Genomic DNA, 19493 nt, shown 5'->3' with positions numbered 1-19493 from the left:
CTGTCCGACGAGGCCCGCTCAGCGACCTACGCCGACTGGGTCCACTTCTACAATCATCACCGACCCCACACCGGCATCGGAGGCCTCGCCCCCGCCGACCGCGTTCACAACCTCACGGGGAACTACAGCTAGCCGACGCGGGGGGCGACCAGGCCGGACTGGTAGGCGAACACGACGAGCTGGGCGCGGTCGCGGGCGCCGAGCTTGGTCATCGCCCTGCTCACGTGGGTCTTCGCGGTCATCGGGCTGAGCACCATCCGCTCGGCGATCTCGTCGTTGCTGAGGCCGTGCGCGACCAACGCGACGACCTCGCGCTCGCGGTTGGTGAGCTGGTCGAGGTCGGCGGACGGCAGCACGTCCGCGGGCCGCGCGACGAACTCGCTGATCAGCCGCCGGGTGACGCCCGGGGAGAGGAGCGCGTCGCCCCGCACGGTCACCCGTAGCGCCTGCAGCAGGTCGGCAGGCTCGGTGTCCTTGACGACGAACCCGGAGGCACCGGCGCGCAGCGCGTTGAAGACGTACTCGTCGAGCCCGTAGTTGGTCAGCATGACGACCCGGACGCCGGCCAACCGCTCGTCCCCGACGATGCGGCGGGTGGCCTCGATGCCGTCCATCTCGGGCATCTGCACGTCCATCAGCACGATGTCGGGCCGGTGCTCGGCCGCGGCGCCGACGCCCTCGCGCCCGGTGGTCGCCTCCGCGACCACCTCGATGTCGTCCTCGGCGTCGAGCAACGCCCTGATGCCGGTCCGGATCAGCGCCTGGTCGTCGACCAGCACCACCCGGATCGCCGACCCGGTCACGACGCCGCCACGGGGAGCTCGGCGTGCACGGAGAAGCCCCCGTCGTCCCCGGGCTCCGCGCGCAGCCGGCCGCCGATCGCGGTCACCCGCTCGCGCATCCCGATCAGCCCGTAGCCCGGCACCGCGGACGGCCGCGACCCGCGACCGTCGTCCTCGACCCGGACGGTGAGCGAGCCGCGTCCGTAGACGATCTCGACGGATGCGGTCGCGTCCACCGCGTGCCGCGAGGCGTTCGTCAGCGCCTCCTGCACGACGCGGTAGGCCGCCTGGTCGACCTCGGTAGGGAGTGCCCGCACCTCGCCGCGGACGCTGAGGGTCGTGGGCAGGCCGGACGAGCGGACGCGCTCGACCAGGGCCGGCACCCGGTCCAGGCCGCTGGCGTTGAGGTCCTCGTCGCGGCGTAGCACGTCGAGCGTGGAGCGCAGCTCCCGGACCGCCTCCCCGGCCGCCTCCTCGATCGCGAGCAGGGCGTCCGACGGCTGCTCGCCGTTCTTGCGGGCCAGGTGCGCCGCCACGCCGGCCTGCACCTTGATCACCGAGATGCTGTGGGTGAGCGAGTCGTGCAGCTCCCGCGCGATCCGCAGCCGCTCCTCGACCGCGCGGCGGCGGGCGACCTCGTCGCGGGTGCGCTCGGCCTCCTCGGCGCGGCTCTCCACCTCACGGACGTAGGCGCGCCACTGCAGCCCGGCGACGACGGCGACGCCCGCCGATGCCAGCCAGCCGGCGGCGTAGAACCTCCGCCATCCGCGATCGGTGCGCATGGTCGAAGCGTAGGCGGCGCGCGCGGCTCGCGCGTCCCGCTGCGGGAGTACGCCGCGCGTACCGCTGCCGCAGTAGTCCGGTGTCACACCTGCCGCCGTCGCGGTGTCTGGATGCCACGGGGTCCACCACCCGCGGAGCAGCCCGAAGTGACGTCCCTCGGGCGACGCGCCCGGCCCGGATCCGGCGAACCATCGAGCACAACGATCGACGAGAAGAGGAGACGACGATGAGCCTGTACGAGCCCGCGATCGCGACGGAGGTCCTGCGGCCCGGGGACGAGGGGTACGAGGACGCCGCCCGCGTGTTCTTCGCGACCGGCCGGCCGGCGGTGGTGGTCCGGCCCCGAGGGGCCGACGAGGTGGCGGTCGCGCTGGCCCACGCCGCCCGGCGGGGTCTCCCGGTGGCCGTCCGGTCGGGTGGCCACAGCGCCCTCGGTCACGGCATCAACGACGGCGGCATGGTGATCGACCTGCAACGGCTGGACGCGGTCGAGGTGCTCGACCGCGACGAGCGCCTGGTCCGGGTCGGCGGCGGCGCGACCTGGGGCCGGGTCGCCGCCGAGCTGGCGCCGTACGGCTGGGGGCTGACGGCCGGTGACACCAACGACGTCGGTGTCGGCGGGCTGACCCTCGGCGGCGGCATGGGCTGGATGGTCCGCCGGCACGGCCTGGCGATCGACAACCTGGTCGGTGCCCGGGTCGTGCTCGCCGACGGGCGTCTCGTGCGGGCGTCGGCCACCGACAACCCCGACCTGTTCTGGGCGCTGCGCGGCGGGGGCGGGAACTTCGGCGTGGTCGTCGACCTCGACTTCGTCGCCCAGCCGGCGCCCGTCGTGCACTTCGGGACGGTGACCTACCGGCTCGACGACGCGGTGCAGCTGGTCCGCGGGTGGCGGGACGCGATGCGCGGCGCGCCCGACGAGCTCTCCAGCACGCTGGCGCTGATGCCGCGGATCCCGGACGTGCCGCCGACGGCCACCGTGCTGCTCTGCTACGCGGGAGGGGACATCCCGGCGGTGGAGGTGGACGCCGTCGTCGAGCCGCTGTTCGAGCTCGGCACCGTCGTGCGGGCCGAGATCGCCCGGCGCGGCTACGCGGAGATCCTCGAGGACGCCCAGCAGCTGCCGCCCGGGTTGCGGATGGCGGCGCGCAACGTGCTCGTTCCCGAGCTCGGCGACGAGGTGGTCGGTGCGATCGCGGAGCTGCACGCGACGATGCCACCGAAGGCGATCGCGCTGCGCAGCCTCGGCGGCGCGTTCGGCCGGGTCCCCCCCGAGGACACCGCGTTCGCGCACCGCGACGCCGAGGCGATGGTCCTGTGCGGCGCGGTGCTGCCCGAGGCCGCCACCGAGACCGACGTCGAACGGGCCTTCGAGCCGTGGCAGGCGGTCGCGGCCCACGGCACGGGCACCTACCTGAACTTCCAGGGCTCCGCGACGAGCGCGGATCTCGCGGCGGCGTACCCGCCGGCGACGTACGCCCGGCTGGTCGAGGTGAAGCGTCGCTTCGACCCGGCGAACGTGTTCGCCCTCAACCACAACATCGCGCCGTGAGGGCTACATTCAGCGTCCATGGGACTCAACCCGGTCGGTGACACGCTCAGGCGAGCGGACCGCACGCTCAGCACGGCCAACGACACGCTCGGCCTCGTCGACACCAAGCTCGCGCACGTCGACACGAAGCTCGAGTCGGTCGACGCGACCCTCGGCCAGGTCGACGAGCGGATGACGAGCGTCGACACGACGCTCGCCGAGACCAAGGAGCTGCTGGGCCAGGTCCAGGGCCTGCTGGCCGAGCTCGCCGAGGAGATCGCGCTCGTGCGGCAGATCCCGGAGCTCAAGGCGCGGCTCGAGGAGATCCACGCGGCGGTCAGGACCTGAGCCGGGCGGCCAGCCCGTCCAGCGCGTCGTCGAGGTCCTCGGCGACCACGAGGCCGTCCACCGTGGCCCGCGCCATGAAGCCGTTGTCGACGACCCGGTGCAGCATCGCGACGAGCGGGTCCCAGTAGGCCGCGGTGTTGAGCAGGCCGACCGGCTTCGCGTGCAGCGCGAGGGTCTGCCAGGTCCAGACCTCGAACAGCTCCTCGAGGGTGCCGAGCCCCCCGGGGAGGGCCAGGAAGGCCTGCGCCCGCTCGGCCATCCTCGCCTTGCGCTGGTGCATCGTGTCGACGACGTGCATCTCGACACCGGCCTCGTGCAGCCGCCCCCACTCCCGCTCGACCATGAACCGAGGGATCACGCCGTAGACGTGGCCGCCCGCGTCGAGGACGCCCTGCGAGAGCCGGCCCATCAAGCCGCTGCCACCGCCGCCGTACACCAGCTCCACACCCCGCCCGGCCAGCCCGCGACCGACCTCGTACGCCGACACGGCGAAGCGCGGGTCGGTGCCCTCGCTCGACCCGAGGAAGACCCCGAGCCGGGTGATCCCGCCGGCCATCAGAGGTCGACCGAGCCCTCGATCGTGGTGACCGTGTCGCCGCCGACCCAGATCGTGCCGTCCTCGGCCGTCTCGACGTGGACCCGACCGGCGCGGCCGAGCGCGGTGCCCTGGGCGGCGACGTACGACGACGGCAGCGTGCCGTCCGCGCTGAGCCACTGGGCGACGGCGGCGTTGAAGCTGCCGGTGACCGGGTCCTCGGCCACGCCGAGCGCCGGCACGAACACACGGACCTCGACAGCGGTCTCGCCGCCGGCCGGGTAGCGACCGACGACGCCGATGTCGAGGTCGCCGAACGCCCCGAGGTCGGGGCGGACGGCGAGCACCGCGGCCGCGTCGGCGAGGAGCAGTGCCAGGAACGTCGGCCCGTTCTCCACGATGCGCGCGTCGACGACGTCCGGGGGCTCGAGCCCGAGCGCGCGGCAGGCGGTGTCCAGCGCCGCGTCGTCGATCTCCTCGCACCGGAGCAGGGGCGGCGCAGCGAAGGCGAGGCGGTCGCCGCGGCGGATCCGCACCAGGCCGGCGCCGCACTCCTGGACGACGGTGTCGCCCTGTGCGGTGCCGCCCGCCTCCAGCCACGCGTGCGCCGACCCGAGCGTCGGGTGCCCCGCGAACGGCAGCTCGCCGCCCGGCGTGAAGATCCGGAGTCGGTAGTCGGCGCCCGGATCGGCCGGCCGCAGCAGGAACGTCGTCTCGGACAGGTTGGTCCAGCGCGCGAACGCGGCCATCTGCCCTTCCGTCAGGTCGTCCGCGTCGTGCACCACCGCGACCGGGTTCCCCCGGAGCGGGGTGGGGCTGAAGACGTCGACCTGGCGGAAGGGCAGTGGCACGGTCCGAGCCTAGGACGTCAGCGCGTCAGCGGGTCCGCGAGAGCCGGCGGGCCAGGGTGGGGACGACGATGGCCGCGGCCACCGTGTGCAGCGTGATCAGGGTGGCGGCGGAGGCGGCGTCGAACCCGAACGTCAGGTCGGGGACGAAGGACGCGGCGGTCAGCGCGACGGTCGTGCGGACGAAGGTCGACCGCGGCCGGCGGGCCTTGCGGGCGAGGATCGCGGCGAGGCCGACGCCGGCGAGCGAGAAGACCAGGGTCAGCTGGGCGAACCCGGCGATCGGGATGCTCGCGCCGGTGCCGTCCCCGAAGGAGACACCCGCCGCGGACGCGACGGCTGCCAGGACCGTCGTGGCGACGGAGGCGGCGACGGCGGCGACGACGCCGTGCTTCCACACCGGCCGGCGCTCGGTCGTGCTCGGCGCGGTGGTGCTGGTGCTGGTGCCGGTGCTGGGGATCTGCGTGGTGGTGGACATGTCGGGCTCCGTTTCCTCGACGGGTCGCCCGGTGCGACCCGCTCATGTCCCCTCCACGAAGCGGGTCCGACCGATTCGACAGTCCTCCCGAAGAAAGTTCAGGGCCGTGCCGGCGCCGCGCGGAGCCAGAGGGTGAGCGGGAGGAGGGTGAGCGCCGCCATGGCGACGAACAACCCGGCACCACCGAGGGTCGCGACGTCGGAGGTGGGCGCGGCGCGGTGGCCGAACCACTGGTCGACGGCGACGCCGACCGCCTCGATCTCCCAGAAGACGAGGGCGGCTCCGGCGAGGAACATCCCGGAGGGCCGGCGACGCCACAGCTGCACCGCGACGATGGTGATCGCGGGGATCCACACCGCGAGGTCCTGGACGTGGATGGGGTTCGTGGTGAGACCGGTTCCGGCAAGAGACCCCGGAGGGTCCTGGTGCAGGGCCGGTACGTCGACCCGCAGCCACGCCGCCGCGTTGAGCACGGCCACGGTGAGCAGGAATGCCGAGACGCCCCGGACGGGGAACCGCGGGCCGGGATCGATCCTCGGCAAGGGATCGACGAAGGCGCTCACCAGGGTCCACAGCGACAGGGCCAGCAGGACGATGTAGGCCAGGTAGAGCTCGTTGAACGGCGTCGCGTAGGCGAACAGCATCGCGTTGTAGGTCAGGTAGGCCAGCGCGCCGACCAGGACCGCGTGGGCGCGGACGGATCCCTCCCCGGCCGCCCGCAGCGCGAGGAGGAGGCCGGGCAGCGCGACGACGAGCACCACCAGCGCGGTCCCGCGGACCGACCCGTTCATGACCGCGGGTCCCCTGAGCAGGCCGTCGGCGAGCACGGTCGGCACCGTCGCAGCCACCACGGCCGGTGCCAGCACCAGGCACAGCACCGTGGTCCGGCGTGCGGGACCGGTCTTCGTCGCCGGAGCCGGCCGGGTCCGGACCGCTGTCGTCATCGTCGCCACCTGCCCTCCGCCACCATCGTCGGCGGCGGGGGCGACGCCCGACCAGGGTCGGGGGGCCCACGCCCGATGACCAAGGGCCCCGAGGGTCGTCAGGGCTCGAGGATCGGGTTCTTCGGCAGCTTCTTCACCCGCGAGCGGCGCTTCGGCCGGGCCGGGATCATCCCGCGCATCTCCTCGAGCTTGCCCCAGCACAGCAGCCGGTCGTCGGCCTCGAGCACGTGCCGGGCCCCGGGGTTCGGGATCACCCGGGTGCCGCGGTGCAGCGTCAGGACGGTGATGTCGCGCTCGCGGAGGCCGGAGTCGCCGAGCGTCTTGCCGACGATCGAGGGGTCGCCGTGGACGACGAGCTCCGCGACGCCGTACCCGGTCGAGACCGCGAGCCGCTCGCGTACGTCGATCTGCGGGAACGCGACCTGGTTGTCGACGTAGTCGATGATCGCGCCGGCCACGTCGAGCTTGGTCGCGGACTCGATGCCCTCGAGGCCGGGCGAGGAGTTGACCTCCATCACCAGCGGGCCGGTCTCGCTCTCGAGCATGTCGACACCGGCGACCTTGAGGCCCATGATCTGCGCCGACCGCACGGCGGTCGCCTGGAACTCCTCGCTGAGCTCGACCGCCTCGACGCTGCCGCCGCGGTGCACGTTGGAGCGGAACTCGTCGCCCTTGGCACTGCGCCGCATCGCCGCGACGACGCGGTCGCCGACGACCAGTGCCCGGATGTCCCGGCCGCGGCTCTCCTTGATGTAGCTCTGGATCAGCACGTTCTGCTTGGTGCTCTGCAGGGTCTCGATGATCGCCTCGGCGACCTTCATCGACGGGGCGAGGATGACGCCGATCCCCTGGGTGCCCTCGAGCAGCTTGATCACGACCGGAGCGCCGCCGACGCTCTCGATCGCCGGGATCACGTCGCCCCGGTCGCGCACGAAGGTCGTCGGCGGCATCGCGACGCCGTGCCTCGACAGGATCTGGGTGGCGCGCAGCTTGTCGCGCGAGTTGGCGATCCCGTTCGCGGTGTTGGGCGTGTAGACGTCCATCTGCTCGAACTGCCGCACCACCGCGGTGCCGTAGTAGGTGATCGAGTTGCCGATCCGCGGCAGCACGGCGTCGTAGTGCGACAGCGGCCGGCCGCGGAACTGCAGGTCCGGCGCGTCGCCGGAGAGGTCGATGCCGAACCGCAGGGTGTTGAGCACCTTGACCTGGTGGCCGCGCTCGAGGGCCGCGGTGCGGAGCCGTTGGGTGCTGTAAGCGCGCGGCGCGCGGGAGAGGATCGCCAGCTTCATCGCGGCTCGGCCGACTGCTTGGATGGGGTCCGTGTCATCGAGCCACCATCTAACCAGCCAGGCGGGGAGCCCCGTCATCGCCGGCTGGCGGGAGTGGGTGAGCCTCCCCGACCTCGGCGTCGACTGGATCAAGGCCAAGCTCGACACCGGCGCCCGCTCCTCGGCGCTGCACGCCTTCGACCTCGAGGAGGTCGAGCGCGACGGCGAGCGCTGGGTCCGATTCGGCATCCATCCCTGGCAGCGCAGCACCGAGGACCTGGTGCCCGTCGAGCTGCCCCTGCACGACGAGCGGGTGGTGCGCAGCTCCTCGGGGCACGAGCAGCACCGGTACGTCGTCCGCACCTCGGTCCGCCTGCACGACCGCGTCGTCACCACCGACCTGACCCTCACCCGCCGCGACGCGATGGGCTTCCGGCTGCTCATCGGGCGGGACGCGCTGCGCCAGGGCTTCGTGGTCGACTCCGGGCACTCCTACCTCGGCGGCCGGCCCAAGCGCGGCGTGCGCCGCAAGAACCGCGGGCGGGCGTGAGCCGCTGATGGCACGGGAGTCCTTCCCGATCGGGAGCCACCGGGTCCGGGCCGGGTCGACCAAGGAGGTCGAGCTGCCGATCACCCGGATGGTGACGGGCGGCGACGTCAGCCTCCCGGTGCAGGTCGTGCACGGCCGCGAGCCCGGACCGACGGTCTGGGTCAGTGCGGCGATCCACGGCGACGAGGTGCTCGGCGTCGAGGTGATCCGGCAGGTGCTCGCCGCGGTGTCGCCGAAGGAGATGCGCGGCACCCTGCTCGCCGTACCGGTCGTCAACGTGCTGGGGTTCATGGCCGGCAGCCGCTACCTGCCCGACCGGCGCGACCTCAACCGGTCGTTCCCGGGGTCGGCGCGCGGCTCGCTGGCCAGCCGCATCGCGCACCTGTTCATGACCGAGGTGGTCGCCAAGTGCGAGGTCGGCATCGACCTGCACACCGCGGCCGACCGCCGCGCCAACCTGCCGCAGATCCGCGGCGACCTCGAGGACCCGCGCACCCGGGAGCTGGCCGCCACGTTCGGCGCCCCGGTGATGCTGCACGCCCGGCTCCGCGACGGGTCACTGCGCCAGGCCGCGCGCGACGTCGGGGCGACCGTGCTGCTCTTCGAGGGCGGCGAGGCGATGCGGTTCGACCCGGAGCCGATCGCGGTCGGAGTGCTCGGCGTACGCCGGGTGCTCGCCGGGCTCGGCATGCTCGACCCCGTCGAGGAGCCGGCCGCCGCGGTCGCCGTCTCGCACAGCAGCGGCTGGGTGCGGGCCCGCGGCACCGGCATCCTGCACCTGGAGGTGCAGCTCGGCGAGCACGTCGAGGCCGGCCGCCGGCTGGGCGGGCTCTCGGACACCTTCGGGCGACGGGTGCGTCTGGTGCACGCCGACCGGTCGGGCGTCGTCATCGGGCTGACCCGGGCGCCGATGGTGCACGCCGGCGACGCGCTCGTGCACATCGCGGAGGTCGCCGAGACGATCGGGTGAGCGGGTGCAGGTTTCCCAAGGGATGCAGCGATACCTGCGCTTCCCCATGGTTGTACGACGTGGGGAGCGTGGACTTCCCTACATCCCCTGGGAAACCTGCACGCTCAGCCGCGGTACGCCGGCGCGCGGGCGCCGCGTTCCTCGGCCGACCGCTCGAGCAGCGGGAGGACGCGGGGCGCCACGACGGTGCCGAGCACGACCACGCTCGTCGACCGCACGATCGAGGGAGACCGGTTGAGCTCGACCAGGGTGTCCTGGAGCTCGGTGTGCGACGTCGTCGCCACCTTGCAGAGCACGTCGGCGGACCCCGTCGTCGCGTAGGCCTCGAGGACCGTCGGGATCGCCTCGAGCTCCGAGGCCACCTGGTCGAGCGCGCCCTGCGCGATCTCGAGGGTCACGAACGCCATCAGCTGCTGCCCGGCGGCCTCGAGGTCGATGTCCGGTCCGTAGCCGGTCACCACGCCGGACGACTCCAGGCGCTGCTGCCGCGCCTGGACCGTCGCCCGGGCGACGCCGAGCCGGCGGGACAGCTCGAGCGCGCCGGCCCGCGGGTGGTCGCGCATCGCGGTCAGCAGCGCGATGTCGAGACGGTCGAGAGCCATGGCGCTCCTTGCTAGGCGGTCCGCCTAGTAAATCATGTCGCCATCCCTCTGGGATGTGCTTGGTGGCCACTGTGTCCCGGCCTCGTTGCGCACCCGGCCCTCCATCGACTGCACTGTGCGCATGACCGTGCTGACCGACACCGAACGTCTCGCCCACCTCGACCTCGAGCAGCTGCGCCAGCTCGTCGGGCTCGTGGAGTACGACGCCTCGCAGGACCCGTTCCCCGTCACCGGCTGGGACGCCGTGGTGTGGGCCGTCGGCAACGCGGTCCAGTCGACGCACTTCTTCCGGACCGCCTTCGGCATGGAGCTGGTCGCCTACTCCGGTCCGGAGACGGGCAACCGCGACCACCACGCCTTCGTCCTCGAGTCCGGCGCCGTGCGGTTCGTCATCAAGGGTGGCGTCCACCCCGACAGCCCGGTGATCGCGCACCACGCCCACCACGGCGACGGCGTGCTCGACATCGCGCTCGAGGTGCCCGACGTCGACCGCTGCATCGAGCACGCGCGGGCCCAGGGTGCGACCGTGCTCGAGGAGCCGCACGACGTCAGCGACGAGCACGGCACGGTCCGCATCGGCGCGATCGCGACGTACGGCGAGACCCGCCACACGCTGGTCGACCGCAGCCGCTACCAGGGTCCCTACCTGCCGGGCTACGTCGCGCGCACCGACGAGCTCGCCGGCCGCACCCAGGTGTTCCAGGCGCTCGACCACGTCGTCGGCAACGTCGAGCTCGGGCACATGGACGAGTGGGTCGAGTTCTACGGCCGGGTCATGGGCTTCACCAACATGGCCGAGTTCATCGGCGACGACATCGCGACCGACTACTCGGCGCTGATGAGCAAGGTCGTCGCGAGCGGCAACCACCGGGTGAAGTTCCCGCTCAACGAGCCGGCCATCGCGAAGAAGAAGAGCCAGATCGACGAGTACCTGGAGTTCTACCGCGGCCCCGGCGCCCAGCACCTCGCGCTCGCGACCGAGGACATCCTCGCCTCGGTCGACCACCTGCGCGAGATGGGCATCCAGTTCCTCGACACACCCGACTCCTACTACGAGGACCCCGAGCTGCGCGCCCGGATCGGCGAGGTGCGGGTGCCGGTCGAGGAGCTGCAGAAGCGCGGGATCCTCGTCGACCGCGACGAGGACGGCTACCTGCTGCAGATCTTCACCAAGCCGATCGGCGACCGGCCGACCGTCTTCTTCGAGCTCATCGAGCGGCACGGCTCTCTCGGCTTCGGCAAGGGCAACTTCAAGGCCCTGTTCGAGGCGATCGAGCGCGAGCAGGACCGCCGTGGCAACCTGTAGGAAGGCTTCCGGGGCGGCGGTAGCCTCGGCGGCATGGCTGACTCGTCTGCATCGCTCGCCTCGCTCGCCAAGATCGCCGACCTCGACCTGGGCCTGAGGATCGGCGGCAAGGCCGTCCCCGCGCGGGCGGGCGGCACCTTCGACGTCATCGACCCGGCCACCCGTGAGTCGATCGCGACGATCGCGGACGGCCAGGAGGCCGACGCCACCGCCGCCGTCGACGCGGCCGCAGCGGCGTTCCGCGACTGGGCGGAGACGTCGCCGCGCGACCGGGCCGAGGTGCTGCGCAAGGCCTGGGAGCTGATGGTCGCGGACACCGACCGGTTCGCGGCGATCATGTGCCTGGAGAACGGCAAGGCTCGCGCGGACGGCAAGGCCGAGGTCGCCTACGCGGCGGAGTTCTTCCGGTGGTTCTCCGAGGAGGCGGTGCGCAGCGAGGGCGACTACACGATCGCGCCGGCGACGGGTGCCCGGACCCTCGTCACCCACCAGCCGGTCGGCGTCGCAGCCCTGCTGACCCCGTGGAACTTTCCCGCCGCCATGGCCACGCGCAAGATCGCGCCGGCCCTCGCCGCGGGGTGCACCATCGTTCTCAAGCCGGCCTCGGAAACCCCGCTCACCGCGCTTCTCGTCGCCGACGTCCTTCGGGATGCCGGCGTCCCAGACGGTGTCGTCAACGTCGTCCCCACCACCGATTCGGCTGCGCTCGGCACCACCTGGCTGGAGGACGCGCGGGTCCGCATGGTGTCCTTCACCGGCTCCACGCCGGTCGGTCGACTGCTGCTGAAGCAGGCGGCCGACCGGGTGGTCAACTCCGGGATGGAGCTCGGCGGCAACGCGCCCTTCGTCGTCACCGCCGACGCCGACCTCGACGCCGCGGTGTCGGGCGCGATGATCGCCAAGTTCCGCAACGCCGGCCAGGCCTGCACCGCGGCCAACCGCTTCTACGTCCACGCCGACGTGGCCGACGACTTCGTCGCCCGGTTCGGCAAGGCCGTCGAGGCGCTCAAGGTCGGCCCCGCGGACGACCCGGAGACCGACATCGGCCCGCTCATCAACGAGAAGGCCGCGGTCGGCGTACGGGAGAAGCTCGAGGCGGCCGTCGCGGCCGGTGCCCGGGTCGCGCACCAGGCGTCGGCGCCGGAGGACGGGTGGTACGTCGCTCCCACGATCCTCGCCGACGTCGCCCCGGACGCCGAGATCCTCACCGACGAGGTCTTCGGCCCGGTCGCGCCGATCGTCACCTGGACCGACGAGGGCGAGATGCTGCGGTTGGCCAACGACACCGAGTACGGCCTGGCGTCCTACGTCTACGCCGGCCGGCTCCAGGACGCGCTGCGGATCGCCGAGCGGATCGAGGCCGGCATGGTCGGCGTCAACCGCGGCCTGGTCTCCGACCCCTCGGCGCCGTTCGGCGGCGTCAAGCAGAGCGGCATCGGCCGCGAGGGCGCCCGCGAGGGCATCCGCGAGTTCCAGGAGACCCGCTACTTCGCCGTCGACGGCATCTGAACCCGCGAACCCTCAGTTCGAGCACCTCGAACCCTCACTTCGAGCACCTCGAACCCTCACTTCGAGCACCTCGACCCCTCAGTTCGGAACCGTTCTGAACTGACGGTTCAACGGGATCCAACTGAGGGTTCGACGGGATCCAACTGAGGGTTCAACCGAGGTCGGCGACCGCGAGGGGGAGGTCGTCGAGGCGGTGCAGGGCGGGGTGGCCGTGCTGCCACGCGGCAGGTACGTCGACGTCGGCCAGCAGGTCGCCGCAGACGTGCCGGCCGCTGTTGCTGGCGACGATCCGGCCGTGCGCGTTGACCACGGCGAGCCGCTGGCCAGCCGCGCGCAGCGGCGGCATCAGCAGCGTCTCGGCCGTGTCGACCTTCACGTCGGCGCCGGCCACGCCCGCGAACGTCTTGTCGACGACCACCGGCATCGTGAACGTGAGGGTGTAGTCGTCGGTGCAGAGGTAGTCGACGTAGGGGCCGGTGACGTGCCGGCGACCGGTGTCCCGCGGGACGACGTACCAGGGCAGGAACTCGTAGTCGTAGAAGCCGGGCGCCTGCGGGTTGGTCTCGGACGCGAGCCGGTCGGCCTTGGCGCCCTCGCCGCGGGCGAACCACTCGAGCCACCAGCGGGTGTCGTCGAGGTAGCCGACCGCGGCGACGAAGCCGGCGCCGGTGATCGGTTGGCCCTGCTGCTCGACAATCCGCGTCGTGACCTCGTCGATCGCCCGGAGCGAGGTGCTGAGCCGGCGCCCGGCGGGGTCGAGCTGCTCGAGGGTCGCGGCCGCGATCCGGTCGACGTCGCCGAACACGGACGTGGCGAGGTCGCGCAGGGCGCCGAGGACGGCGGCGGTGTCCGCGGAGACGTTCGTGGCGGTCGTCATCACAGCTCCTGGTCGAGGCGGTAGTCGATCAGGCGGGCGGTGGCGTCGGTGACCCGCTGCTCGGCGGTGGCGCGGGCGGCGTGCGCGTCCCGGGCCTCGATCGCGTCCACCACGGCGGTGCAGCTGCGGACCATCTCGCCGTGGCTGGCGTCGTCGCCGAACGCGAGCCAGAGCAGGGTGCCGAACTCGGCCTGGAGGTGCACCTCCTCCTGGTAGAGGCGGGCGGATTGGGCGGCCACCGTCACCTGGATGTGGAACTGCGCGTCCGCCCGGCGCCGGGCGTCGGGCTCGCCGGCCTCGGCGAGCTGCGCGGCAGCCCGGCGGAGCTGGGCGACGTCCTCGTCGTCGGCGCGACGCGCCGCGAGGGCCGCCGCCTGGCCGGCGATCGCGGTGTAGACGTCGCCCAGGTCGCGCAGCTCGACCAGGCTGACCTCGCCCAGCCGCCGGCGGGCGAGCGAGCTGGCACCGTCGGCGGGCACGCGGACGAAGCTGCCGCCGCCCCGGCCGCGGCGGGTCTCGATCAGGCCCTCGTGCCGCAGCATCGACAGCGCCTCACGGATGGTCACCGTCGAGACCCCGAACTGGGCGGCGAGGTCCATCTCGCCGGGCAGCTGCTGGGCGTCGGGGAGCAGGCCGAGCGCGATCGCGTCGGTGAGCCGCCGGGCGATCCGCGAGGAGCGACTGGTGCTCTCCAGCGGCGCGAACACGGCAGCGGTCGCACGCCCGTAGAACTGGATCGCCACTGCGCCTCCTCGGCTCCGCAGGCCCTCGCCGGCGGGCCGGATGAATTGTGCCGGACACCCTTGCGGTTTGAAAACTAGTCTCATATGTTTTCGGCCACAACCCGGACCCAGGCAGGAGAACAGGTGGCGGCCACCGACGACACGGAGCTCCCGGCGATCTCCCTGCGCGGCCTGCGCAAGTCCTTCGGCGCGGTCACGGCCGTCGACGGGGTCGACCTCGACGTCGCCGACGGTGAGTTCTTCTCGATGCTCGGCCCCTCCGGCTCGGGCAAGACCACGGTGCTGCGCATGGTCGCCGGCTTCGAGTCCCCGACGGCGGGCCAGGTCCGGCTCGCGGGCGAGGACGTGACCCGCAGGCCACCGTTCGCCCGCGACGTCAACACCGTCTTCCAGGACTACGCGCTGTTCCCGCACATGAGCGTCCGCGAGAACGTCGAGTACGGCCTACGCGTCAAGCGGGTGCCCAAGGCGCAGCGGGTCGCACGCGCCGCCGAGGCGCTGGAGCGGGTCCGGCTCGGGGAGTACGGCGCCCGCCGGCCCGGGCAGCTCTCCGGCGGCCAGCGGCAGCGGGTCGCGCTCGCCCGCGCGATCGTCAACCAGCCCAAGGTGCTGCTCCTCGACGAGCCGCTCGGCGCCCTCGACCTCAAGCTCCGCCGCGAGATGCAGGTCGAGCTCAAGGAGCTGCAGCGCTCCCTCGGCATCACGTTCCTGTTCGTGACCCACGACCAGGAGGAGGCGCTGACCATGAGCGACCGGATCGCGGTGTTCAACGACGGTCGGATCGAGCAGGTCGCGACCGCCCACGAGCTCTACGAGCACCCCGCCACCCCGTTCGTCGCGCGCTTCGTCGGCACCTCGAACGTGATCGAGGGCGAGGAGGCCGTGCGGCTGCTCGGCACCGCGGGCACCTACAGCCTCCGACCGGAGAAGATCCACCTCCACGTCGACTCCACCAGCGTCCCGGAGGGCCACGCGGTGACCACCGCCGGCGTCGTCCGCGAGGTCGTCTACCTCGGCTCTGCGACCCAGAGCATCGTCGACATCGACGGCGGAGGGTCGCTCATCGTCCTGCGCCAGAACCAGCAGTCCGCGGCCGACGGCGAGACCGCCGGCCGGGGCGCCCGCGTGCACCTCAGCTGGGTGCGCGAGCACGCCGTCGACGTCACCGCCGCCGACGTGGCCGCCGCCGGCTGAAACCGAACCGTCCCAAGGAGAAATGCTCATGAAGGTCCGCTCCCTGTCCCGCATCGCGGCCGCCTGCGCCGCCCTCACCCTCGCCGCCGCGTGCGGCACCAGCTCGGGCGACGGCGGCTCGGACGAGCCGGGCGCGAAGGGGTTCACCCCGCCGGACGTGCCGATGCTCCAGAGCCTCGGCGACGGTGAGGGGGAGGTCGACGTACTCGCGTGGCCGGGGTACGCCGAGGACGGCTCGACCGACAAGTCGATCGACTGGGTCACGCCGTTCGAGAAGGAGACCGGCTGCCAGGTCAACGTGAAGTACTTCGGCACCTCCGACGAGGCCGTCAACCTGATGAAGACCGGCGACTACGACGTGGTCTCGGCGTCGGGCGACGCGTCGCTGCGACTGATCGCGGCCGGCGACGTCGCGCCGGTCAACACCGACCTGATCCCCAACTACGCCGACGTCTACGACTTCCTCAAGGACCGCGACTGGAACTCGGTGGACGGCCAGATGTACGGCGTCCCGCACGGCTACGGCGCCAACCTGCTGATGTGGCGCTCGGACAAGGTGAGCCCCGCGCCGACCAGCTGGAGCGCGGTGTTCGACGAGAACTCGCCCTACGCCGGGAACATCACTGCCTACGACTCCCCGATCTACATCGCCGACGCCGCGCTCTACCTGATGAAGACCCAGCCCGACCTCGGCATCAAGAACCCCTACGCGCTCGACCAGGACCAGCTCGACGCGGCCGTCGAGCTCCTGAAGACGCAGCGCGGCCAGATCTCGGAGTACTGGTCCAACTACCTCAAGGAGGTCCAGGCCTTCACGACCGGCGACTCCGTGATCGGCACGACCTGGCAGGTGATCGCCAACGTCGCGCAGGACCAGGACGTGCCGGTCGACGTGACCCTGCCCGAGGAGGGCGCCACCGGGTGGTCGGACACCTGGATGATCTCCTCGGAGTCGAAGCACCCCAACTGCGCCTACGAGTGGATGAACCACATCATCAGCCCGGAGGCCAACGACGCGGTGGCGGAGTACTTCGGCGAGGCGCCGTCGAACGCCAAGGCGTGCGACATCGCGACCAAGGGCTTCTGCGACAGCTACCACGCCGGCGACGAGGACTACGCCAGCCAGATCTGGTACTGGACCACGCCGATCCCGGAGTGCCTGGACGGCCGGACGGACGTGACCTGCACCGACTACGGCGACTGGACCCAGGCCTGGACCGAGATCAAGGGCTGACCCTTGGCGAGCCTGTCCGCCGCGCTCTACCGCAGGTCCCGGCTGCGGCTGAGCCTGCTGATCACCCCGCCGATGCTCTGGCTCGGCCTGGCCTACCTCGGCGCGCTGACGGCACTGTTCATCACCTCGCTGTGGGGACAGAACTCCTTCACGGGTGAGGTGGTCCGGCAGTGGAACCTCGACAACTTCCGCGAGCTGTGGCAGTCCGAGGTCTACCGCCGGATCACCTTCCGCACCATCGGCATCGCGGCGGGCGTGACGGTCATCGACGTGGTCGTCGCGCTGCCGGTGGCGCTCTACATGGCGAAGGTCGCCTCGCCGCGGATGCGGAACCTGATGGTCATCGCGGTGCTCACGCCGCTGTGGGCGAGCTACCTGGTCAAGGCCTACGCCTGGCGGATCATGCTCTCCGACGACGGGATCGTGCACGACACCGGCCGCCTCCTCGGCCTCGACCTGCCCGGCTACGGCCTCGCCGCGGTGGTGATCACGCTCTCCTACCTGTGGCTGCCCTTCATGATCCTGCCGATCTACGCCGGCCTGGAGCGCCTGCCCGACTCGATGCTCGAGGCCTCGATGGACCTGGGGGCCCGCACCGGTCACACCCTGCGGCGCGTGGTCCTGCCGACGCTCTTCCCGGCCGTGGTCGCGGGCTCGATCTTCACGTTCTCGCTCTCGCTCGGGGACTACATCACCGTGCAGATCGTCGGCGGCGCGAACCAGATGCTCGGCAACGTGGTCTACGACAACGTCGGTGCGGCCAACAACCTGCCCTTCGCGGCGGCGGTGGCGACCATCCCGGTGGTCATCATGCTCGGCTACCTCGCCGTGGCACGCCGTACCGGAGCCCTGGAGAACGTGTGATGGTGCTGTCGTCGGGGTTCCGGGTCTTCCTGCGGGTGTGCACGGCGGTCGCGCTGCTGTTTATCTACGCACCGCTGATGCTGGTGGTGATCAACTCCTTCAACGCCAGCCAGACGTTCGCGTGGCCGCCGAGCCGGCTGACCCTCGAGTGGTGGCGTCGGGCATTCGACAGCCAGGGCGCGCGCGACGCGGTGGTGACCAGCATCGAGGTCGCCTGCCTCGCCACGGTGCTCGCACTGGTGCTGGGGACGATGGCCGCGATGGCGCTGCAGCGCTACCGGTTCTTCGGGCGCGACGCGGTCTCGCTGCTCATCATCCTGCCGATCGCGCTGCCCGGCATCGTCACCGGCATCGCGCTGAACAACGCGTTCCGCACCATGTTCGGGCTCGAGCTCGGGTTCCTCACCATTGTGGTCGCGCACGCGACGTTCTGCATCGTCACGGTGTTCAACAACGTCGTCGCGCGGCTGCGGCGGGTCGGCGTCGGGCTGGAGGAGGCCTCGTCCGACCTCGGCGCGTCGATCTTCCAGACGTTCTGGCTGGTGACCTTCCCGATGATGCGCTCGGCGCTGATCGCCGGCGGGCTGCTGGCGTTCGCGCTGTCCTTCGACGAGATCATCGTGACCACGTTCACCGCGGGGCCCAAGGAGCAGACCCTGCCGCTCTGGATCTTCAACAACCTGTTCCGGCCCAACCAGGGCCCGGTCGTCAACGTGATCGCGGTCGTGCTGATCCTGCTGTCGATCGTCCCGATCTGGGTATCCCAGAAGCTCGCCGGCACCAGCGAGGGTCTCGCCGGCCGCTAGCGCGTCAAACCTTGTCGAGCCGGTAGTGCCGTCCCGACGGCAGCTCGACGACGATGTCGTCGCCGGGACGGACGGTGCCGCTGCGGGACACGACGCCCATCACGCCGGTCAGCCGGACCGTCCTCCCATCGTCGTCGTGGTGGACGACCTCCTTGAGGAGGCCCGGAGCGAAGCGGTCGATCTGCACGCACGGGTTGCGCAGCCCGGTCACCGTCACGACCGCGTCGCCGATGGTCAGCCGGGCGCCGACCGGAAGATCGAGGAGGTCGAGACCACGGGTGGTGATGTTCTCGCCGAGGTCGCCCGGGCGTACGTCGAAGCCGCGCCCGGCCAGGTGGTCGAAGAGCTCGGCATGGATCAGGTGCACCTGGCGGAGGTTCGGCTGCGCCGGGTTGAACCGCACGCGGGACCGGTGCTGGACCGTCACCCCGCAGTGGGCGTCGCCCTCGACCCCGAGCCCCTCGAGCAGGGTGATGACGTCCGCGGCCTGCTTGCTGAACGCATGCCGGTCGCTGACGTGCACACCGATCACCTCACCGCTCACCGTCCCACCCTCCCTCGCTGGGCCCACCCACCGCGAATCTTGAGTCATGTCGCATCGAGTCTTGCGTGATGACGGCCGCGCGCGGCACCGGGCACGATTCGACCCTGCACGGGAAAGGATTCGGCGCTGCAGGAACGAAGATTCGCGGGGGGGGGGGGGGAGGGGTCAGGTGAGCAGGTTCTCGAGCGCCCGGTGGAGTACGTCGGCGCGGGCGTAGTCGCCGTGGGTGGCGGCGACGAGGTGCTGACCGAGGAAGACCGAGTAGGCCAGCAGGCACCGCGCCTCGACGTCGAGCTCGTCGTCGCAGAACTCCGCGAACAGCGCGCGCATGTAGGACATCCGGCGGTCGTCGATCCCGCGCAGGCGCGCGGCCACGGCGGTGTCGCGCCGGGCCCAGTCGCGGACCGCGAGCTCGACGCCGGCGCCCTCGCGGGAGACCACGAAGCTCATCGCGAGGCCGAAGAGCTCCCGCAGCCGGTCGCGGGCGTCGGCGGGGTGCGACTCGAGGATCGCGATCACGTCCTCGACGGCGGCGTGCTCCCACCGGTCCAGGACGCGCTCGAGGAACGCCGTCCGGTCGGGGAAGTGCCAGTAGAACCCGCCCTTGGTCACGCCCAGGGCAGTGGCCAGCCGCTCGACGCGGACCGCCTCCGGCCCGCCCTCGGCCAGCGCGGTCAGCCCGGCGTCGAGCCACGCGTCGGCGGGGGTCTTCGCGGTCGCCACGCCGACAATCTATACGCCACCGTATTGACCCGCGGCAGGCCGCGTCGTACCGTC

At 71.9% G+C, this 19493-nt stretch carries 23 protein-coding genes; 11 read left to right on the top strand and 12 right to left on the bottom strand.

Features of this window, described 5'->3' with window-relative positions:
- Positions 1 to 132: integrase core domain-containing protein (locus ABD709_RS11305; RefSeq protein ID WP_344775384.1), on the top strand; the 132-nt coding region annotated here is incomplete at its 5' end.
- Here ABD709_RS11305 and ABD709_RS11300 read toward each other — a convergent pair.
- Together ABD709_RS11300 and ABD709_RS11295 are read right to left on the bottom strand one after the other, a co-directional pair.
- Positions 129 to 803 carry a response regulator gene (locus tag ABD709_RS11300; protein WP_344775374.1) on the bottom strand — a complete coding sequence of 225 codons (675 nt, stop codon included), beginning with the start codon at positions 801 to 803 and terminating at the stop codon, positions 129 to 131. The genes ABD709_RS11305 and ABD709_RS11300 overlap by 4 nt on opposite strands.
- Positions 800 to 1564, bottom strand: coding sequence for a sensor histidine kinase (locus ABD709_RS11295; protein ID WP_344775373.1), 765 nt, complete (start codon positions 1562 to 1564; stop codon positions 800 to 802). The genes ABD709_RS11300 and ABD709_RS11295 overlap by 4 nt, the downstream gene beginning before the upstream one ends.
- Before the next feature lie 227 nt (positions 1565 to 1791).
- Here ABD709_RS11295 and ABD709_RS11290 point away from each other — a divergent pair, with 227 nt between their 5' ends.
- Complete coding sequence (locus ABD709_RS11290) at positions 1792 to 3117, top strand: FAD-binding oxidoreductase (RefSeq protein WP_344775372.1); 1326 nt, start codon at positions 1792 to 1794, stop codon at positions 3115 to 3117.
- A gap of 18 nt (positions 3118 to 3135) precedes the next feature.
- A complete protein-coding gene (locus ABD709_RS11285; protein ID WP_344775371.1) occupies positions 3136 to 3444 on the top strand; it encodes a hypothetical protein in 309 nt (102 codons plus the stop codon).
- Here ABD709_RS11285 and ABD709_RS11280 read toward each other — a convergent pair.
- From ABD709_RS11280 to rimK, 5 genes are all read right to left on the bottom strand, one after another.
- Positions 3434 to 4000 (bottom strand): LOG family protein, encoded by a 567-nt coding sequence (locus tag ABD709_RS11280; protein ID WP_344775370.1) that lies wholly within the window; start codon positions 3998 to 4000, stop codon positions 3434 to 3436. The genes ABD709_RS11285 and ABD709_RS11280 overlap by 11 nt on opposite strands.
- A complete protein-coding gene (locus tag ABD709_RS11275) occupies positions 4000 to 4830 on the bottom strand; it encodes a PhzF family phenazine biosynthesis protein (RefSeq protein ID WP_344775369.1) in 831 nt (276 codons plus the stop codon). The genes ABD709_RS11280 and ABD709_RS11275 overlap by 1 nt, the downstream gene beginning before the upstream one ends.
- Positions 4831 to 4855: 25 nt before the next feature.
- Entirely contained in the window at positions 4856 to 5305 is a 450-nt protein-coding gene (locus ABD709_RS11270; RefSeq protein WP_344775367.1) for a DUF6069 family protein, read from the bottom strand.
- 98 nt (positions 5306 to 5403) lie between these two features.
- Positions 5404 to 6249 (bottom strand): hypothetical protein, encoded by an 846-nt coding sequence (locus tag ABD709_RS11265; protein WP_344775365.1) that lies wholly within the window; start codon positions 6247 to 6249, stop codon positions 5404 to 5406.
- Positions 6250 to 6347: 98 nt separating this feature from the next.
- Positions 6348 to 7538: a 30S ribosomal protein S6--L-glutamate ligase gene (gene rimK, locus ABD709_RS11255; RefSeq protein ID WP_425575107.1), complete on the bottom strand. Its 1191-nt coding sequence runs from the start codon at positions 7536 to 7538 to the stop codon at positions 6348 to 6350.
- A 31-nt stretch (positions 7539 to 7569) separates the two neighbouring features.
- Between rimK and ABD709_RS11250 the strand changes: the two genes are divergently transcribed.
- Positions 7570 to 8067: an ATP-dependent zinc protease family protein gene (locus ABD709_RS11250; RefSeq protein ID WP_344775363.1), complete on the top strand. Its 498-nt coding sequence runs from the start codon at positions 7570 to 7572 to the stop codon at positions 8065 to 8067.
- Positions 8068 to 8074: 7 nt separating this feature from the next.
- A complete protein-coding gene (locus ABD709_RS11245) occupies positions 8075 to 9037 on the top strand; it encodes a succinylglutamate desuccinylase/aspartoacylase family protein (RefSeq protein WP_344775361.1) in 963 nt (320 codons plus the stop codon).
- Positions 9038 to 9141: 104 nt separating this feature from the next.
- Here the strand turns inward: ABD709_RS11245 and ABD709_RS11240 are convergent, their stop codons facing one another.
- Entirely contained in the window at positions 9142 to 9639 is a 498-nt protein-coding gene (locus ABD709_RS11240) for an Lrp/AsnC family transcriptional regulator (protein ID WP_344775359.1), read from the bottom strand.
- A 121-nt stretch (positions 9640 to 9760) separates the two neighbouring features.
- On the opposite strand from ABD709_RS11240, the gene hppD reads away from it, so the two are divergent.
- On the top strand, positions 9761 to 10945 hold the full coding sequence (gene hppD / locus ABD709_RS11235; protein ID WP_344775357.1) for a 4-hydroxyphenylpyruvate dioxygenase: 1185 nt from the start codon (positions 9761 to 9763) through the stop codon (positions 10943 to 10945).
- Positions 10946 to 10978: 33 nt separating this feature from the next.
- Positions 10979 to 12454: an NAD-dependent succinate-semialdehyde dehydrogenase gene (locus ABD709_RS11230; RefSeq protein ID WP_344775355.1), complete on the top strand. Its 1476-nt coding sequence runs from the start codon at positions 10979 to 10981 to the stop codon at positions 12452 to 12454.
- A gap of 151 nt (positions 12455 to 12605) precedes the next feature.
- On the opposite strand, the gene ABD709_RS11225 is transcribed toward ABD709_RS11230, so the two are convergent.
- Complete coding sequence (locus ABD709_RS11225) at positions 12606 to 13331, bottom strand: cache domain-containing protein (protein ID WP_344775353.1); 726 nt, start codon at positions 13329 to 13331, stop codon at positions 12606 to 12608.
- The gene (locus ABD709_RS11220; RefSeq protein WP_344775350.1) at positions 13331 to 14074 is read right to left on the bottom strand and encodes a FadR/GntR family transcriptional regulator; all 744 of its coding nucleotides are present in this window, start codon (positions 14072 to 14074) and stop codon (positions 13331 to 13333) included. Before ABD709_RS11220 ends, ABD709_RS11225 begins: the two co-directional genes overlap by 1 nt.
- A gap of 123 nt (positions 14075 to 14197) precedes the next feature.
- Here ABD709_RS11220 and ABD709_RS11215 point away from each other — a divergent pair, with 123 nt between their 5' ends.
- Genes ABD709_RS11215 through ABD709_RS11200 form a run of 4 tightly spaced genes read left to right on the top strand, consistent with a single transcriptional unit; the run spans position 14198 to position 18172 of the window.
- Positions 14198 to 15268, top strand: a complete 1071-nt coding sequence (locus ABD709_RS11215) for an ABC transporter ATP-binding protein (RefSeq protein ID WP_344775348.1) — start codon at positions 14198 to 14200, stop codon at positions 15266 to 15268.
- A gap of 28 nt (positions 15269 to 15296) precedes the next feature.
- A complete protein-coding gene (locus ABD709_RS11210) occupies positions 15297 to 16502 on the top strand; it encodes an ABC transporter substrate-binding protein (protein ID WP_344775346.1) in 1206 nt (401 codons plus the stop codon).
- A gap of 3 nt (positions 16503 to 16505) precedes the next feature.
- A complete protein-coding gene (locus tag ABD709_RS11205; protein ID WP_344775345.1) occupies positions 16506 to 17366 on the top strand; it encodes an ABC transporter permease in 861 nt (286 codons plus the stop codon).
- Positions 17366 to 18172: an ABC transporter permease gene (locus ABD709_RS11200; RefSeq protein ID WP_344775343.1), complete on the top strand. Its 807-nt coding sequence runs from the start codon at positions 17366 to 17368 to the stop codon at positions 18170 to 18172. Before ABD709_RS11205 ends, ABD709_RS11200 begins: the two co-directional genes overlap by 1 nt.
- A 4-nt stretch (positions 18173 to 18176) precedes the next feature.
- Here ABD709_RS11200 and ABD709_RS11195 read toward each other — a convergent pair whose 3' ends face one another.
- Together ABD709_RS11195 and ABD709_RS11190 are read right to left on the bottom strand one after the other, a co-directional pair.
- Positions 18177 to 18716, bottom strand: coding sequence for an MOSC domain-containing protein (locus ABD709_RS11195; protein WP_344775341.1), 540 nt, complete (start codon positions 18714 to 18716; stop codon positions 18177 to 18179).
- A gap of 165 nt (positions 18717 to 18881) precedes the next feature.
- The gene (locus tag ABD709_RS11190; RefSeq protein WP_344775339.1) at positions 18882 to 19439 is read right to left on the bottom strand and encodes a TetR/AcrR family transcriptional regulator; all 558 of its coding nucleotides are present in this window, start codon (positions 19437 to 19439) and stop codon (positions 18882 to 18884) included.
- Positions 19440 to 19493 lie beyond the last annotated feature (54 nt).

This window comes from Nocardioides panacisoli (assembly GCF_039537325.1).
Taxonomy (GTDB): domain Bacteria; phylum Actinomycetota; class Actinomycetes; order Propionibacteriales; family Nocardioidaceae; genus Nocardioides; species Nocardioides panacisoli.
Note: the sequence above shows the minus strand (reverse complement) of the source record. Positions and strands in the feature narration are given on the sequence as shown.

Bases quoted from the DNA above. Each gene is read 5' to 3' on its own strand.
- ABD709_RS11295 (WP_344775373.1), bottom strand. From the start codon at position 1,564: ATGCGCACCGATCGCGGATGGCGGAGGTTCTACGCCGCCGGCTGGCTG.
- ABD709_RS11290 (WP_344775372.1), top strand. From the start codon at position 1,792: ATGAGCCTGTACGAGCCCGCGATCGCGACGGAGGTCCTGCGGCCCGGG.
- ABD709_RS11285 (WP_344775371.1), top strand. From the start codon at position 3,136: ATGGGACTCAACCCGGTCGGTGACACGCTCAGGCGAGCGGACCGCACG.
- ABD709_RS11280 (WP_344775370.1), bottom strand. From the start codon at position 4,000: ATGGCCGGCGGGATCACCCGGCTCGGGGTCTTCCTCGGGTCGAGCGAG.
- ABD709_RS11270 (WP_344775367.1), bottom strand. From the start codon at position 5,305: ATGTCCACCACCACGCAGATCCCCAGCACCGGCACCAGCACCAGCACC.
- ABD709_RS11265 (WP_344775365.1), bottom strand. From the start codon at position 6,249: ATGACGACAGCGGTCCGGACCCGGCCGGCTCCGGCGACGAAGACCGGT.
- rimK (WP_425575107.1), bottom strand. From the start codon at position 7,538: ATGAAGCTGGCGATCCTCTCCCGCGCGCCGCGCGCTTACAGCACCCAA.
- ABD709_RS11245 (WP_344775361.1), top strand. From the start codon at position 8,075: ATGGCACGGGAGTCCTTCCCGATCGGGAGCCACCGGGTCCGGGCCGGG.
- ABD709_RS11240 (WP_344775359.1), bottom strand. From the start codon at position 9,639: ATGGCTCTCGACCGTCTCGACATCGCGCTGCTGACCGCGATGCGCGAC.
- hppD (WP_344775357.1), top strand. From the start codon at position 9,761: ATGACCGTGCTGACCGACACCGAACGTCTCGCCCACCTCGACCTCGAG.
- ABD709_RS11230 (WP_344775355.1), top strand. From the start codon at position 10,979: ATGGCTGACTCGTCTGCATCGCTCGCCTCGCTCGCCAAGATCGCCGAC.
- ABD709_RS11225 (WP_344775353.1), bottom strand. From the start codon at position 13,331: ATGACGACCGCCACGAACGTCTCCGCGGACACCGCCGCCGTCCTCGGC.
- ABD709_RS11210 (WP_344775346.1), top strand. From the start codon at position 15,297: ATGAAGGTCCGCTCCCTGTCCCGCATCGCGGCCGCCTGCGCCGCCCTC.
- ABD709_RS11200 (WP_344775343.1), top strand. From the start codon at position 17,366: ATGGTGCTGTCGTCGGGGTTCCGGGTCTTCCTGCGGGTGTGCACGGCG.